Origin of the sequence: Nocardioides sp. Root151, from assembly GCF_001427925.1 — a bacterium.
GTDB lineage: Bacteria > Actinomycetota > Actinomycetes > Propionibacteriales > Nocardioidaceae > Nocardioides.
The window spans coordinates 287576-302156 of record NZ_LMGG01000005.1; the positions used below are offsets into that span (position 1 = coordinate 287576).

At 70.3% G+C, this 14581-nt stretch carries 12 protein-coding genes; 8 read left to right on the forward strand and 4 right to left on the reverse strand.

What is annotated here, in order from left to right; all coding sequences use genetic code 11:
- The first annotated feature begins 5 nt into the window (after window positions 1–5).
- The 6 genes from ASD66_RS16435 to ASD66_RS16460 all read left to right on the forward strand — a co-directional run bounded on the left by ASD66_RS16435 (window position 6) and on the right by ASD66_RS16460 (window position 6065).
- Window positions 6–2165, forward strand: a complete 2160-nt coding sequence (locus ASD66_RS16435; protein ID WP_156388749.1) for an aryl-sulfate sulfotransferase — start codon at window positions 6–8, stop codon at window positions 2163–2165.
- A 601-nt stretch (window positions 2166–2766) separates the two neighbouring features.
- Window positions 2767–3153, forward strand: a complete 387-nt coding sequence (locus ASD66_RS16440) for a hypothetical protein (protein ID WP_156388750.1) — start codon at window positions 2767–2769, stop codon at window positions 3151–3153.
- Between the two features lie 210 nt (window positions 3154–3363).
- Window positions 3364–3690 (forward strand): ArsR/SmtB family transcription factor, encoded by a 327-nt coding sequence (locus ASD66_RS16445; RefSeq protein WP_056891621.1) that lies wholly within the window; start codon window positions 3364–3366, stop codon window positions 3688–3690.
- The gene (locus ASD66_RS16450; RefSeq protein WP_235530140.1) at window positions 3687–4193 is read left to right on the forward strand and encodes an SRPBCC family protein; all 507 of its coding nucleotides are present in this window, start codon (window positions 3687–3689) and stop codon (window positions 4191–4193) included. The genes ASD66_RS16445 and ASD66_RS16450 overlap by 4 nt, the downstream gene beginning before the upstream one ends.
- A gap of 79 nt (window positions 4194–4272) precedes the next feature.
- Window positions 4273–4827 (forward strand): ArsR/SmtB family transcription factor, encoded by a 555-nt coding sequence (locus tag ASD66_RS16455; RefSeq protein ID WP_056683663.1) that lies wholly within the window; start codon window positions 4273–4275, stop codon window positions 4825–4827.
- Entirely contained in the window at window positions 4824–6065 is a 1242-nt protein-coding gene (locus ASD66_RS16460; RefSeq protein ID WP_056891622.1) for an MFS transporter, read from the forward strand. Before ASD66_RS16455 ends, ASD66_RS16460 begins: the two co-directional genes overlap by 4 nt.
- 93 nt (window positions 6066–6158) lie before the next feature.
- On the opposite strand, the gene ASD66_RS16465 is transcribed toward ASD66_RS16460, so the two are convergent.
- From ASD66_RS16465 to ASD66_RS25370, 4 genes are all read right to left on the reverse strand, one after another.
- On the reverse strand, window positions 6159–7166 hold the full coding sequence (locus ASD66_RS16465) for a GTP pyrophosphokinase family protein (RefSeq protein WP_056891623.1): 1008 nt from the start codon (window positions 7164–7166) through the stop codon (window positions 6159–6161).
- 68 nt (window positions 7167–7234) lie between these two features.
- Window positions 7235–8722, reverse strand: coding sequence for an aldehyde dehydrogenase family protein (locus tag ASD66_RS16470; RefSeq protein ID WP_056891624.1), 1488 nt, complete (start codon window positions 8720–8722; stop codon window positions 7235–7237).
- Window positions 8722–10314, reverse strand: a complete 1593-nt coding sequence (locus ASD66_RS16475; RefSeq protein ID WP_056891625.1) for a GMC family oxidoreductase — start codon at window positions 10312–10314, stop codon at window positions 8722–8724. Before ASD66_RS16475 ends, ASD66_RS16470 begins: the two co-directional genes overlap by 1 nt.
- A 51-nt stretch (window positions 10315–10365) precedes the next feature.
- On the reverse strand, window positions 10366–11577 hold the full coding sequence (locus ASD66_RS25370; RefSeq protein WP_082599566.1) for a putative protein N(5)-glutamine methyltransferase: 1212 nt from the start codon (window positions 11575–11577) through the stop codon (window positions 10366–10368).
- Window positions 11578–11624: 47 nt separating this feature from the next.
- On the opposite strand from ASD66_RS25370, the gene ASD66_RS16485 reads away from it, so the two are divergent.
- Window positions 11625–12542 carry a M15 family metallopeptidase gene (locus ASD66_RS16485; RefSeq protein WP_056891626.1) on the forward strand — a complete coding sequence of 306 codons (918 nt, stop codon included), beginning with the start codon at window positions 11625–11627 and terminating at the stop codon, window positions 12540–12542.
- A 69-nt stretch (window positions 12543–12611) separates the two neighbouring features.
- The gene (locus tag ASD66_RS16490; protein ID WP_056891627.1) at window positions 12612–14285 is read left to right on the forward strand and encodes a CapA family protein; all 1674 of its coding nucleotides are present in this window, start codon (window positions 12612–12614) and stop codon (window positions 14283–14285) included.
- Window positions 14286–14581: the final 296 nt, after the last annotated feature.

Below are 14581 nucleotides of genomic sequence, written 5' to 3' on the forward strand. Positions count from 1 at the left end.
CGGGAGTGCTCCGTTCGTGCGTCGTCCTCGCCCTGGCCGTGGCCCTCTCGGGCGCCGGCCCATTGTTGCCCGGCGGCCACGCGGCACCGGCTTCAGCAGTCGCAACGACGCCTGCCGCGGCACCCGTCCACTCGGTGTCCGTCGACGGCACGGGCGTGGCGATGTATCCCGCGTTCGATCCGTCGGTCGAGCGCTACGGCGTGACCACGACCGCCGGCACCGAGGGACGGGTCACGGTCACCGCGACCACCTCCGACCCGCGCGGAACGGTGCTGGTGAACGGCCGTCCGACCACGGGCAGCCGCACCATCACCGGCCTGGCCGAGGGCGACGAGATCTCGGTGATCATCGACGACTCCGCCGGCCACGCCGTCCACTCGCTCATCCACCTCCCCGCGGGCTTCCCGACGCTGGAGCGGACCACACCGGTCAGCGACCAGGTGACTCCCGGGCACGTGCTGCTGACGCTCTCCCGGTTCACCAGCGGGCCCTTCTTCGAGACCGCGGTCGACCGCAACGGCGTCCCGGTGCACGTGCACACCGAGACCACCTCCTCGATCGACTTCAAGCGGCAGCCCAACGGCAGCCTGTCGTCGTCGCGGGCCTCGGCGGTCTCCCCCGGCCGCAACGGGCAGGCGCTGGTCGAGCTCGACGAGGCGCTGCAGCCGATGCGCACCCACGAGACCGAGGGCCTGGTCAACACCGACCCGCACGACTCGATCCTGGCCGCCGACGGCAGCACCTACCTGCTCGCCTACGAGCAGAACCCGGCCACCCAGATGACCGACGCCGTGATCCAGGGCTTCGCCCCCGACGGCGAGCTGATGTTCGACTGGAACTCCGCCGACCACGTCGACATCGCCGCCGAGACCGTCGAGCACGACGCCGGCGAGAAGGCCGACTACGCCCACATCAACTCGATCGTGCTCACCGCGGACGGCAACCTGCTGGCGTCGTTCCGGCACTTCAGCTCGGTCTTCAAGATCGCGCTCGAGACCGAGGACGGCCACGCGCAGGGCGACGTGCTGTGGCGGCTCGGCGGCCACCGCAGCGACCTCGACTTCGTCGATGACCCCTACTACGGGCCCTGCGCCCAGCACACGGCGAGCGAGCTGCCGAACGGGAACATCCTGATCTTCGACAACGGCTCGTACGGCGGCGGCTTCGACGACTTCTGCATCAACCCCGACGACCCCGCAGGCCCGGAGGTCGCGCGGCCCTTCACCCGGATCACCGAGTACGAGATCGACGAGACCGCCGGGACGGCCCGGTTGATCTCCTCCTTCACCGAGCCCGATCGCGGGGCGCTCTTCGCCGGCGGCGTCGCCCAGCTTCCCAACGGGAACAGGCTGATCGGCTGGGCGTCGTCACGTGCGGTGACCGCCACCGAGCTCTCCGCGACCGGCCAGAAGATCTGGGAGCTCCGCGACACCAACTCCGTGCCGAACGACCGGCTCTTCACCTATCGCGCGCACCTGGCCACGATCGCCGACACCGAGGCACCCGTGGCGACCCTGCGTGGTCCGGTCGAGGGGTCGACGTACGTGCAGGGGCAGCGGGTCCCGGTCACGACCGACTGCACCGACCGCGGCGGCTCGTCGCTGGTCACCTGCCGGGTCACCGGGGCCTCGGACGTACTGCTCGCGACCTCCACGGCCGGCCACCACACCGTGCGGCTCACCGCGGTCGACGGCGCCGGGCACACCGTCGTCCGCACCATCGGGTACGACGTGCAGGCCGCCCAACCGGACACCCAGGTGAAGAAGAGCACCGCCGCCCGCTACACCGGCATCGACGTGTACGGCGGCGCGGAGCGGCAGTCGATCACCCACCGGCTGCTCAAGGCGGGACGGACGGGCATCAGCCAGGTGCGACTGGTCAACGACGGTGCCAAGGCCTACCGGTTCCGGCTGCGCGGAACCGCGGGCAGCAAGCGGTTCGCCGTGGACTACTACGTGGGTTCGCGCCGGGTCACCCCCGCGGCAGTGGCCGGCACGTTGACGACGCCCTGGCTGCGGCCGGGCCAGGGGTTCGTGGTGAAGGTCCGGATCACGCGGACGGCGTACGCCCGGCCCGGCGACCACCGCACGTTCACGGTGCGCGGCACCTCGGTGGCGCCGTACCCGCGAAGCGATACGATCGGAGTCATTGCGACCACTCGCTGAGGGTGACACGCGCGGCTCGACCTGGTTGACGGCGCGGGTCTACAACCCGATCGTGCTCGGCGGGGTCGGGCGAGGACCTCTTCGACTACTTCGTGAAGGACTTCAAGCCCCCGCCCCTGGTGAGAATGATGAATCACCTGGCGACGAGGACATCCGTCTGCGGCAGTCATAATGCTTTCGAAGAGGAGCGACTCGCCCGAGATTGCTGCGAGGGCCTCACTGAAGCAGTCGACCAGGTTGTGACCTGCGGCCTGGTTTGGGGATGGAAAAGGTGTTCTCAGCCCGGGATGGCGGGCCGGCACCACGCCGACCCCCACCCCTTGACAGTGAGGTATGCACGATGTTCGCGCGTGAGACCCGCTCCGCCGCCAAGCGCCGAGGAGCCTTGACTGTGGCAGTGCTGTGCGTCACCGCGGTGTTGGCGGGATGCGCCCCGAAGGAGGTCCCGACGGACGACCCCAGCATTGGCGCCGGTCCCTTGGTAACAGCGTTCCAAGACGGTGGCACCTCGGTCCTACCGCCACGCGAAGTGCATGGGGTGTGGCGTGCAACCTTCGGCAGTTTGCTCATCTGTGCCCCCGTGCAGGTCACAATCACGGGGGTGAAGCCTCACTACAAGGTTGGGAAACCTGTGAATGCGCAGTTTTGGGTGCGCACTGTGCCCGGCACACAGGATCGACCAGACCCGCAAGGAATGTGGTCTCCACTGGGGTCGGACACCCGGACGCCCGCAGAGCTGGCGAGACGGGGGCAATTGGCCTCGAAGTCGCTGGTGGCAGCGCAGGGCGCCCAAGTGGATCAGAGGTGCGATGAGTCCCCGGATGCCCCCTTCACCGAGATTTTGACCGTGCTATCGGCGAATGATGCCGGCGTGTGGGTCGACCGAATGGACGTGGAGTACGAGGCCGACGGGCAGGATCGCGCCATGCGCGTGAACTGGTCCTATGTTGCTTGCGGTTATCTCATCGACGATCCCGAGGTCTGTTGAGCCTCACTCGGAACGCGCGAGGCTAGTTGCACCCAGCCGCCACGTTGACGACGCCCTGGCTAGGTCCGGGTCCGGCGCACCGCACGTTCACGGTCCGGGGCACTTCGGTGGCGCCGTACCCGCGAAGCGACACGGTGGGAGTCGTCGCGACGACCCGGTGAGTGGCCATGACCCTTGCCGTGATCGAGCGTAAGCGGTAACTTACCGTTCGTGACTACTTACGCAGTTGATGCCTGGGCGGCGCTGGCCGATCCGAGCAGGCGCGAGATCTTCGCCCGCCTCTCGACCCGACCCCGTTCGGTCACCGACCTGGCCGGCGAGCTGCCGATCAGTCGACCGGCGGTCTCCCAGCACTTGCGAGTGCTCAAGGAGGCCGCCCTGGTGCGAGTCCGCGCCGAGGGCACCCGCCGGATCTACTCCGCAGACCCGAACGGGCTGCAGGCGATGCGCGCGGAGCTCGAGTCCTTCTGGGGCGCGGCACTGACCAATTTCAAGCAGCTCGCCGAGGCCCCCACGAACGAAACGCAGGAACCATGAGCAGCGAGGAGAGGAAGAAGATGGCGCACGCACAACAGGAAGAGACCGTCCGGCTCGGGATCACCGTCGCGGTGTCCGCAGAGCGGGCCTTCCAGGTGTTCACCGAACAGTTCGACCAGATCAAGCCCCGAGAGCACAATCTGCTCGCCCCGGAGGCGATCGCGGAGACGGTCTTCGAGACCCGGGTCGGCGGCTTCGTCTATGACCGTGGCGAGAACGGCTCGGTGTGCCGATGGGCACGCGTGCTGGCCTTCGACCCTCCCCACCGGTTCGTGATCAGCTGGGACATCTCACCAACCTGGCAACTGGTCACTGACCCCGCCCACGCCAGCGAGGTCGAAGTGACCTTCACCCCGGAGGGCCCCACCCAGACCCGGGTCGAGTTGGAGCACCGGCACTTCGAGCGTCACGGCGAGGGCTGGGAGTCGGTGCGCGACGGTGTCCTCGGAGACGGTGGCTGGCCGCTCTACCTCCAGAGGTACGTCGACGCACTCGGGGACTGATCGCTGCCTCGTCGCTGCTTGATCGGGAGATGTACAAGAACTCTTGTGCAATCCGGAGGTCGTGCCTAGCGTCCTGCGCATGACCTCCATCGAGACCCTTCGCGCGGTGCACCACCCGACCCGCCGACGCATCATGGAATACCTCGGAGTGCACGGCCCGAGCCAGGTCACCACCCTGGCCGGCGCGCTCGACGAGCAGGTCGGCAGCATCAGCCACCACCTGCGCATGCTCGAGCGCGTCGAGATCGTCGAGCGGGCGCCCGAGCTCTCCACCGACGGCCGCACCAGCTGGTGGCGCACCCCGCCGGACAACACGATCACCTGGTCGGTCGACGACTTCGCCGACAACCCGGCCGACCGCATGCAGGCCAAGGCCGCGGAGAAGCTCAACGTCGAGTTCCAGATCGGCAAGCTCGCGGCGTGGAAACGCAGCAAGGACCGGGCCGACGCCGTGTGGCGCGAGGCCGCCTTCAGCTCCGACACCTCCACCCTGGCCAGTGCCGACGAGCTCGCCGAGCTGTCGGGACTGCTGCAGGAGACGGTGCGCGCCTGGGTCGCCTCGATCGACAGGACCGACGGCCGCGAACGCCAGCCGGTCTTCGTCTTCGCCCACGGCTTCCCGACCAGGCCATGAGCACCCCCGCCGCTCCCACGACCACCCCTCCGGTCGCGGCACCGCCCTTCGCGCGTGACCGCCTCGTCCACGCCTGGGTCCTGGTGAAGTCGCTCTCCGACGCAGGCGACGCGCTCTGGACGATCGCCCTGGCCTGGACCGCCGTACAGGTCGCCAGCCCGGCCATGGCCGGCATCGTGGTCGCCGCCGGCACGATCCCGCGGGCCGTCGTCCTGCTGGTCGGCGGAGTCGTCGCCGACCGGTACGACTCCCGCATGGTGATGGTGCTCGCCAACGCCGTGCGCGTCGTCGTGCTGGTCGCGACCGCGGTCTGGGTGACCGCCACCGGACCCTCGATCGAGGTGCTGCTGGTCGCCGCGATCGCGTTCGGCATCTCCGACGCGGTCTACGAGCCGGCCGGCTCCACGATCAGCCGCCAGATGGTCCGGCCCGCAGACCTGCCTGCGTACGGCGGGCTGGCCCAGACCGGCAGTCGTCTCGGCACCATGGGCGGCTCCGCGGTGGGCGGCTTCCTCGTCGCGCACCACGGCATCGAGGGCAGTGCTTCCGTCGACGCGCTCACCTTCGTGGGAGTGGTGGCCTTCCTCGTCATCTGGTTGCGCCCGCGCTATCCGCTCGACCGCGCCGAGGCCGAGCCGGTGCTGCGCAGCATCCGCAGCGGATTCGGACACCTGGGTCGTACGCCGGTCACCCGGACGCTCGTGCTGGCGCTCTCCGGCCTCAACCTCGCGGTCACGCCGGCCCTCGGCCTGGGCATTCCGCTGCGCGCCTCGGCCGACGGGTGGGGCGCCCAGGCTGTGGGGCTGCTCGAGGCGCTGGTCGGGCTCGGCGCCGCCGTGGGGGCCCTCACGATGCTGCGCTGGCGCGTGCGGTTCCCCGCCCGGATCGGGTTCATCTGCCTGGTCGTGCAGGGGCTCTCGATACCGCTCCTGGGAGTCGGCCCGTTGTGGCTGGCCGGTGCCGCCTGCTTCGTGATCGGGGTGACCGCGGGTGTCGCCTCGGCGCTGCTCGGATCGGTCTTCGTGGCCACCGTGGACGGCGCCTACTTCGGCCGGATGGTCTCGATCCAGAAGCTCGGCGACGACGTGTTGATGCCCGTCGCGATGGTCGCGTTCGGCGCGCTGGCCGGACTCACGTCGGTCGCGACGGCGCTGTGCGTCTTCGGCATCTCGATGGGGCTGCTGATGCTGTGGCCGCTGAGCAGCCGGGTGCTGATGTCGCTGCGCCTCGGCGACTGAGCGGCCCGTTGCGTCGCCGTACGCCGGCACTTGTGCGGTGGTGCTGACGGTTCGCCCGTGTCATGCCGCGTGTGGAGCGACCGTAACCCCGCGTTACTCGTGCTCGGGGAGGTCGGCGCGCAGCTTGTCGAGCCGGGCTCTGAGCAGGTCGGTGCGGTGGGCGTTGCCGTGCAGGCCGACGTAGCGCGAGCCGAACACGGCAAGCAAGGCGTCGTCGAGGCGGCGTACGGCGCCGGCGGGGTACTTGTAGCCCATGCGCGCGTCGATCGAGTCGGTGTCGATCGAGGTGAGCAGCCCGGCCAGCTCGTCGAGCGAGGTGATGCCGAGCTCGAGCAACAGGCCCGAGACCCACGCGTAGTGGTCGCCGCGCGACCAGCCGACGTCGGCGTACTGCGTGTTGAGGAAGGTGGCCAGCTCCTTCGCGTCGATGCGCGGGTCCTCCTCGTCCGCCTCGTCGCGCTCCTCCGTCACGGTCGCACGCAGCACGTCGCGGATCCGGGAGAACTCCTTGTCGGCAAGCTCGAGGAGACCGGCGGCCAGCGTGAAGCGACGGTCGAGGTCGGGCGCGTGCTCCTCGGGGATCTTGCCCTTGTAGCGGATGTCGTGCTCGAACTCGGCCCATGCGTGCTGCAGCACCGTGCGGATCTGCACGGACGCGTTGTGGCCGAGCAGCTCGCTGGCGTCGTCGTCGCGCACGGTCACCAGCACGTGCCGGCTGGAGTAGCCGAAACGTCCTTCGCTGGCAGTCTCCTGGCCCAGGTCGCGGTCGTCGAGGATGACCAGCTCGTCACCGAGCACGTCGGCCACCGCGGCCACGTCGGCGTGGACGTAGGTGATCACGCGGACCCCGACCACGTCGGTGATCTCCGTGGCCGGATCGACACCCTCGGCCAGGCGCTCGACCTTCGCGGCATAGGAGGCCACCGACTTGGTGCGCCCGGTGACGCTCAGGTAGTTGATGCCCGCGTCGTCGAGCTGGGTGGTGATCAGGTCGACGTACCGTTCGGTGATCGGCACGAGCGAGGGCTGCACGTCGGCGTACTGCTGCACGGCAGCGGCGGCCGCTGACGTGGCGCGACGACGCCGGGGCTTCCTGGACATGCCCCCCAGACTGCCAGAGACCCCGGCCCGGCGCGCGGTCGACGCGTGCCCGTGCGCGACCGGACGGCCTATCGGCGCGGCCTCCTGGCCAGCTGTGAAGCGCCGCCGTGCAACGCGGTCAGCAGCGTGGCGAACGCCGTCTCCTCCTTCTCCCCGCGCTCGAAGGACGTGAGGTTGAGCAGGGGCTTCATCCGCTGCCGCGTCGTGGAGTGGGCGTAGGTGAACTCCTTGAGTCCGTCCTCGCCGTGGATCCGCCCGAAGCCCGAGTCGCCGACGCCGCCGAACGGCAGGGAGGGCACCCCGGCGAAGGCGATGACCGAGTTGACCGAGGTCATGCCCGAGCGCAGTCTCTGGGCGAGCTCCGCCCCGCGGGCCTTGCTGAACACGGCGCCGCCGAGGCCGTACTTGCCGCCGTTGGCCAGCTCGACGGCCTCGTCCATGTCCTTGACCCGGGTCACCGTCACCGTCGGCCCGAAGGTCTCCTCGGTGATCGCGAGGGAGTCCTCGGGCACGTCGACCAGGATCGTGGGCTGGATGAAACGGTCACCGACGGCGTCCGCGCCGCCGATCACCGCACGCCCTCCGCGGGACAGGGCGTCGTCGATGTGGCTGCGCACCACCCCGACCTGGCTCTCCATCGTCATCGGGCCGAGCTGGGCTCCGACGTCGGCGCGTACGCCGTCCGCGGCCTTGGTCAATGCCGTGAGGAACCCGTCGTAGACCTTGTCGTGCACGTAGATCCGCTCGACGCCGACACAGGTCTGGCCGGCGTTGGAGAACGCACCCCACGCGGCAGCATCGGCCGCGGCAGCAAGGTCGGCGTCCTCGTCGACGAGCAGCGCGTCCTTGCCGCCTGCCTCGATCACCACGGGCGTGAGGTTCTCCGCACAGGTGGCCATCACCTTCTTGCCCGTGGCCGCGGAGCCGGTGAAGGCGAGCTTGTCGATGTCGGCGCGGCACAAGGCTGCGCCGGTCGGACCGACCCCGTGCACGCAGGTGAGCAGCGACTGCTCGGGAAGCACCTCGCTGAGGCTGTCGGCCAGCCACTGGCCGACGCCCGGCGTGTGCTCGCTGGGCTTGAAGACGACCGCGTTGCCGGCCGCGAGGGCGTAGACGATCGAGCCCATCGGGGTGAAGACCGGGTAGTTCCACGGACCGATCACGCCGACGACACCGAGGGGCTTGTACTCCAGCTCGGCGAGCTGGTTGGCCATCAGCAGCCCGGCGTTCACCTTGCGACGACCGAGCACCTTCTTCGCGTGGCCGGCGGCCCAGGCCAGGTGGTCGATGGCCAGCCCGATCTCGAGGATCGCGTCGGCGTGCGGCTTGCCGGTCTCCTCGTGCACGACCTGGGCGAGCTGGGCCATGCGTCGGGTGATCACCCCGCGCCACTGGGCCAGGACCTCCTTGCGGCCGTCGTACCCGATGGAGACCCACCAGGGAGTGAGCGCACGAGCCCGCTGTACGGCGACCGCGATCGAGTCGGCGTCGTCGACCGCGTAGGTGCCGACCACGTCTCCCGTGATCGGGTTGAGGGATTCGAGCTTGTCGGTCATCACTGCTCCTTCGAGGTGGCCCGGCCGCGGATCAGGTCCGCGGCCTTCTCGCCGATCATGATCGTGGGGGCGTTCGTGTTGCCGCGCGGCACCATCGGCATCACGCTGGCGTCGACCACGCGCAGGCCCTCGATGCCCCGCACCTTGAGCTCGGGGTCGACCACGGAGCGCTCGTCGTCACCCATCGCACAGGTGCCGACCGGGTGGAAGAGGGTCTGCGAGTTGCCGCGGATGTGCTCGATCAACTGCGACTCGTCGGGGTCGGACATGGCCGGCAGGGCGGGCCCGGCGATGAGTCTGGCCAGCGGTCCGGTGCGTGCGGTCTCCAGCAGCCGCTGGGCCCCGGCGACCATGGCGTCGAGGTCGGCCTGGTCGTCGAAGTAGGCCGGGTCGATCTCGGGATGCCAGCGTGGGTTGGCCGAACGCAGCCGGATCTGGCCGCGGCTCGCGACATTCACCAGGGTCGGGGCCAGCGTCACCTTGCGTGTGGTGACCTCGTGCAGGCCGTTGTCCCAGAAGCCGGTCGGCGCGATGTGCGCCTGCAGGTCGGGCGCCACGAGATCGTCGCGGGTGCGCCAGAAGCCGCCGCCCTCGCCGACGTTGGAGACCAGCGGCCCGGTGCCGCGGGCCTTCGCCCGGGCGAAGTTGCCCAGGGTGTTGTGGTCGGCCAGGTCGGTGGTGTCGCGGGTGTGGAACATCAACGGCGTGACCGGGTGGTCGTGCAGGTTCTGCCCGACGTTCGCCAGGTCGGTGAGCACGTCGATGCCGGTCTCGCGCAGGTGTGTGGCCGGGCCAATGCCGGAGAGCATCAGCAGCTGGGGCGAGTTGACCGCCCCGCCGCAGAGCAGCACCTCCCCGTCGGCGTACGCCTTCTGCGGGCCGTCGGGTGTCACGTAGGCGACGCCCTTCGCGCGGCCGCCCTCGACGATGACCCGCTCCGCGAAGGCACCGGTGCGGATCGTGAGGTTCGGCCGGTCGGCGGCCGGGTCGAGGTAGGCGCGAGCCGTCGACCACCGACGCCCGTTGCGACAGGTCACCTGGTAGAGGCCGACGCCCTCCTGCTCCGGGCCGTTGAAGTCGTCGGTGGGCTTGAAGCCCGACGCCACGGCCGACTCGACCCAGGCCTCGGTGAGCGGGTGGGTGTAGCGACGGTCCTCGACGTGCAGCGGCCCGTCCTGCCCGTGGAACTTCCCACCCAGGCGGGTGTTTCCCTCCGCCTTGCGGAAGTAGGGCAGCACGTCGTCGTAGCCCCAGCCGGTGGCGCCGTAGTCGTCGCGCCACGTGTCGTAGTCGGCGCGGTTGCCGCGGATGTAGATCATCGCGTTCATCGACGAGCAGCCGCCGAGCGCCTTCATCCGCGGCCAGTCGCCGCGTCGGTTGTGCAGCTGCTTCTGTTCGCTGGTGCGGTAGTTCCAGTCCCACCTGGTCTTGATCAGCGTCGCGAAGGCGGCCGGGATCGAGATCTCGTCGGCGTCCGCCGGTGGTCCGGCCTCGAGCAGCAACACTGTCGTGTCGACATCCTCCGACAACCGGTTGGCGAGCACTGCGCCGGCGCTGCCGGCACCGACGATGACGTAGTCGAAGGTCTCCACACCTTGGAGACTAGGGGCGTGCTCGGATGGTCACAATGGCCTGTCCGCGGGTCACCGGCGTCCGACCACCACCGTGGCGCCGAGCTCGTCGTCGTGGGCGACCTCGGGGGCCAGCCCGCAGGCAGCGAAGTGAGCGCTCAACCGTGCGGCCTGTCGCTCACTGGTCTCGACCAGGACGACGCCACCGGGTGCCAACCAGTCGCCGGCCTCCTCGGCGACTCGGCGGGCCGGGACCAGGCCGTCTCCCCCGCCGTCGAGAGTCACGGCGGGCTCGTGGTCGCGCGCCTCGGGAGGCAGGAAGGCCAGGTCGTGGGTCGGCACGTACGGCGTGTTGGCGAGGAGTACGTCGACCCGGCCGCGGAGCTCCTCTGGGAGGGCGTCGAAGAGATCGCCTTGATGCACCTGGGCGTCGGGGAGGTTGCGCCGGGCGCAGGCCACCGCACGCGGTTCGATGTCGGCGGCGTGCAGCTCCACCCCGGGCACCCGGTCGGCGAAGGCGAGGCCGAGCGCCCCCGAGCCACAGCAGAGATCCACCACCAGCTTCGCCTCCGGAGCCGCGGCGACCGCGGTCTCGACCAGGAACTCGGTGCGCCGACGCGGCACGAACACCCCGGGCTCGACGGCGACCCGGAGTCCGCAGAACTCTGCCCAGCCCACGACGTACTCGAGCGGTTCACCGGCGACCCGGCGCGCGACCAGGGACTCGAGGTCGGCGCCTGACTCGAGCAGGATCGCGGCCTCCTCCTCGGCGTACACGCAGCCGGCCGCGCGCAGCCGTGCCACCAGGTTCGCGACGCCCTCCGTGGTCGCCGGCAGCCGGACCATCCACAGGTCGATCGGATCCTCCGACTCGAGGGTGAATCCGTGGCGCTCGTAGAGGCGACGGGCAGCGCTGCCGTGCAGGACGTTGACCCGGACCTGCTGGCCGTCGGCGTCGGCCCGCTCCAGCAGGGAGTGCAGCACGGCGGATCCGAGCCCACGGCCCTGGACCGACGGGTCGAGGTAGAAGTGCTCCAGCCACGACCCGTCCTCGGCCGGCCGGAGCGCGACGCACCCCACGAACGCACCGTCGGCCTCGATGACCCAGGTGTGCTGCGGGACCAAGGTGTCCCGCAGGCGCTGGCGGACCCGCTGCTCGTCGAACCGCCCCAACCGCTCCAGGTCCGGGCGCATCACCACGGCCCGCAGCTCGGCGATCGACTCGACGTCCTCCGGTCGCGCGGGGCGCAGGGCCCACTCCGCCGGCTGTGTGCTCGCGTCCATGCCTCGATCATCTCAGGCACGGCGCGGCGGGTCGTAGGCTCGAGTGCATGCGAGGTCGAGTGCTGGGGATGGCGGTGGTCTCGGCCGTGCTGCTGGTCGCCGGCGGGTGCGCCGACGACGGCGCGGACACTCCCACGGCCAGGCCGACCGCGTCGATCTCGTCACCGTCGCCCACGAGCTCCCACACCAGCGCCCCTTCGGGGCCATCACCGAGCCCGTCGAAGCCTCCGGCCCTCGGCACCGTGCCTCCTCCCTGGCTCGGCACGCGGGTGCTGCCCACCACCGGCGACGGGTACGGCGAGCAACGGCCGACGCCTCCCGCGTTGCGCAACCGGCGGTTCACGCTCCCCGACACACTGCCGATGCTGCCCGGCACAGGATTCAAGGCCGTGGTCACGGATCCCGCACCAGCACAGGTGATTGCGCGTTCCACCTGGGCTCCGGGGTGCCCGGTCGGAGCGAGCCGGCTGTCGTGGATCCGGTTGACCTTCCGCGGCTTCGACGGCGAGCGCCACACCGGCGAGCTGTTGGTCAACAGCTCGGTCGACGACCAGCTGGTGGAGGCGTTCCGCGCCCTGTGGGACGCCGACTTCCCGATGGAGCAGCTGGCGATCACGACCGTCGCCGAACGGGACGCCGACCCGACCGGGGACGGCAACGGCACCGGCGCGTTCAACTGCCGTCCGACCACCGGCGGGTCGTCGTACAGCCAGCACGCCTACGGCCTGGCCGTCGACGTCAATCCCTTCCAGAATCCGTATGTGCGGAGTCAGAATCCCTATGAGAAAGGGGATCTCGTGCTCCCCGAGCTCGCCACGTCGTACCTTGACCGGGCCGCCGTACGCCGCGGCATGATCACGCCGGATGGTCCGGTGGTGAAGGCGTTCGCCGCGATCGGCTGGGGCTGGGGCGGCGCCTGGAACTCGCTGAAGGACTACCAGCACTTCAGCCAGAACGATCGCTGACCGACGCAACTTCCGGTATCCCTTCCGCGTCTTCCCTTGTGAGAGGACAGTTGGGTGGAGGGACATGCCATGGGTCGCAGGGTCGGGAGGGCAGCCGTCGGGCTGATCGCCCTTGCCCTGCTTGCGACGGCCGGGTGCGAGACCGAGCCGCAGATCGGCGGTCCGGACCGGCCGATAGAACTCGTCGACGCACCCAGCGTCGTGACCCTCGCCTTCGCCGGCGACGTGCACTTCCCCGGACACCTCGCCGGGCTTCCGGGCAGTGACGACTCCACGCTGGGGCCGATGAGTGAGCAGCTGGCGGCGGCCGACGTGGCGATGGTCAACCTCGAGAGCGCGGTGCTCAGCGGCCCGGGTCAGCGCGACACCAAGGAGCTCGAACGTCGCGACTCCCGCTACTGGTTCCGCACCTCACCGGCGGCGTTCGACCTGCTCGACCGATCGGGAGTCGACGTGGTGACCATGGCCAACAACCACGGTGCCGACTACGGCCGCGCCGGGTTGCTGCAGACCCTGCGCGCTGCGGCGCGGGCGCCGGTCGCCGTGGTCGGGGTGGGCCGCGACAGCCGCGCCGCCTTCACGCCCCACCGGGTGACCGTGAACGGCACACCCTTCGCCTTCTTCGGCGCCGACGGCACCACCCGCGAGGGAGCGAACCCGGTGTGGGAGGCCGGAGCGGCCACCCCCGGCATCGCCGCCGCGCGTTCCGACCGACCCGCGCAGCTCCTTGCCGCCGTACGCCGGGCCAGCGTCCGCGGCGACGTCGTCGTGGTCTACCTGCACTGGGGCACGGAGTACGCCACCTGTCCCGACGGTCGCCAACAGGCCCTCGCGACCGCGCTCTCCGAGGCCGGCGCCGACATCGTGGTCGGCAGCCACACCCACCAACTGCAGGGGTCAGGCACCCTCGGCGGCACCTATGTGGCCTACGGGCTGGGCAACTTCCACTGGTACAACTCGGGCCAGCCGCTGACCGGCGTACTCACCCTGCGGGTCGAGGACGGCGTCGTGGTCGGCGACGACTGGGGTCCGGCCAGCATCCCGGCGGAGGGCGGCCAACCGGTCCCGCTCGGCGGTGACCGGGCCAGCACCGCCGTCTCGACCTGGCGGGCACTGCGCTCCTGCACCGGTCTGTCACCTCTGCCGGGCGTCGAGACCGGGCTGCCGCAGTACGCCGCCACCGTGCAGCCGATCGGCCCTGAGCTGCGCGCCCGCCTGCGAAGCAGCCACCGCGCCGGTTGCCCTGTCCCGTTGCGGGATCTGCGCCATCTCCGCATCCCGTACGTCGGGTTCGACGGCCGGGTGCACCGTGGCGAGATGGTGGTGCGCGCGGACCTGGCCGACGACGTCGTCGGCGTCTTCCGTGAGGTGTACGCCGCGCGCTGGCCGATCGCCCGGATGCGCCTGATCGACGACTACGCAGGCGACGACGCCCGCTCGATGGCGGCGAACAACACGTCGGCGTTCAACTGCCGGCTGGTGGCCGGGCAGGGCACGTGGTCGGACCACGCGTACGGCGCGGCGATCGACCTGAACCCGGTGCAGAACCCCTACGTGCGCCGTCAGGGCATCGAGCCGGCGAGCGGTCGCCCGTTCGCGGCGATCGACCGCTCGCGCGGCGCGATGGTGCCGGCCGGAGCGATCCGGTCGGGCGACCCGGTGCACCGGGCGTTCACCCGGATCGGCTGGGTGTGGGGCGGCGTCTGGCCCGAGCCGGACTACCAGCACTTCTCCGCCCACTGACCGCCTCGTACGCCGCCCGCCCGGCCAGCGCGCTGGCGCTCCGCTCCGGCTTGCACCCTCGAACCGCGTGCTTCTGATGCGCGAACCGTGTGTTTTTGATGCGCGAACACCGGGTCCTTGGTGGCTCGGTGGTTGAGGAAGTCGCGCCCCGTGCCTGTCTCGGAACCACCCCTAGAAAATAGTTCGAGGAATCTTCTCCGGGCCCTGTGGACAACGACTTTTTGGGGTGTCGACTGTCGGTGGTGCCTGATGCAATGGACCCATGATCGAAACCGATGCAGGAGCCCAACCCTTCG

Bases quoted from the DNA above. Each gene is read 5' to 3' on its own strand.
- ASD66_RS16460 (WP_056891622.1), top strand. From the start codon at position 4,824: ATGAGCACCCCCGCCGCTCCCACGACCACCCCTCCGGTCGCGGCACCG.
- ASD66_RS25370 (WP_082599566.1), bottom strand. From the start codon at position 11,577: ATGGACGCGAGCACACAGCCGGCGGAGTGGGCCCTGCGCCCCGCGCGA.
- ASD66_RS16465 (WP_056891623.1), bottom strand. From the start codon at position 7,166: ATGTCCAGGAAGCCCCGGCGTCGTCGCGCCACGTCAGCGGCCGCCGCT.
- ASD66_RS16490 (WP_056891627.1), top strand. From the start codon at position 12,612: ATGGGTCGCAGGGTCGGGAGGGCAGCCGTCGGGCTGATCGCCCTTGCC.
- ASD66_RS16455 (WP_056683663.1), top strand. From the start codon at position 4,273: ATGACCTCCATCGAGACCCTTCGCGCGGTGCACCACCCGACCCGCCGA.
- ASD66_RS16470 (WP_056891624.1), bottom strand. From the start codon at position 8,722: ATGACCGACAAGCTCGAATCCCTCAACCCGATCACGGGAGACGTGGTC.
- ASD66_RS16485 (WP_056891626.1), top strand. From the start codon at position 11,625: ATGCGAGGTCGAGTGCTGGGGATGGCGGTGGTCTCGGCCGTGCTGCTG.
- ASD66_RS16450 (WP_235530140.1), top strand. From the start codon at position 3,687: ATGAGCAGCGAGGAGAGGAAGAAGATGGCGCACGCACAACAGGAAGAG.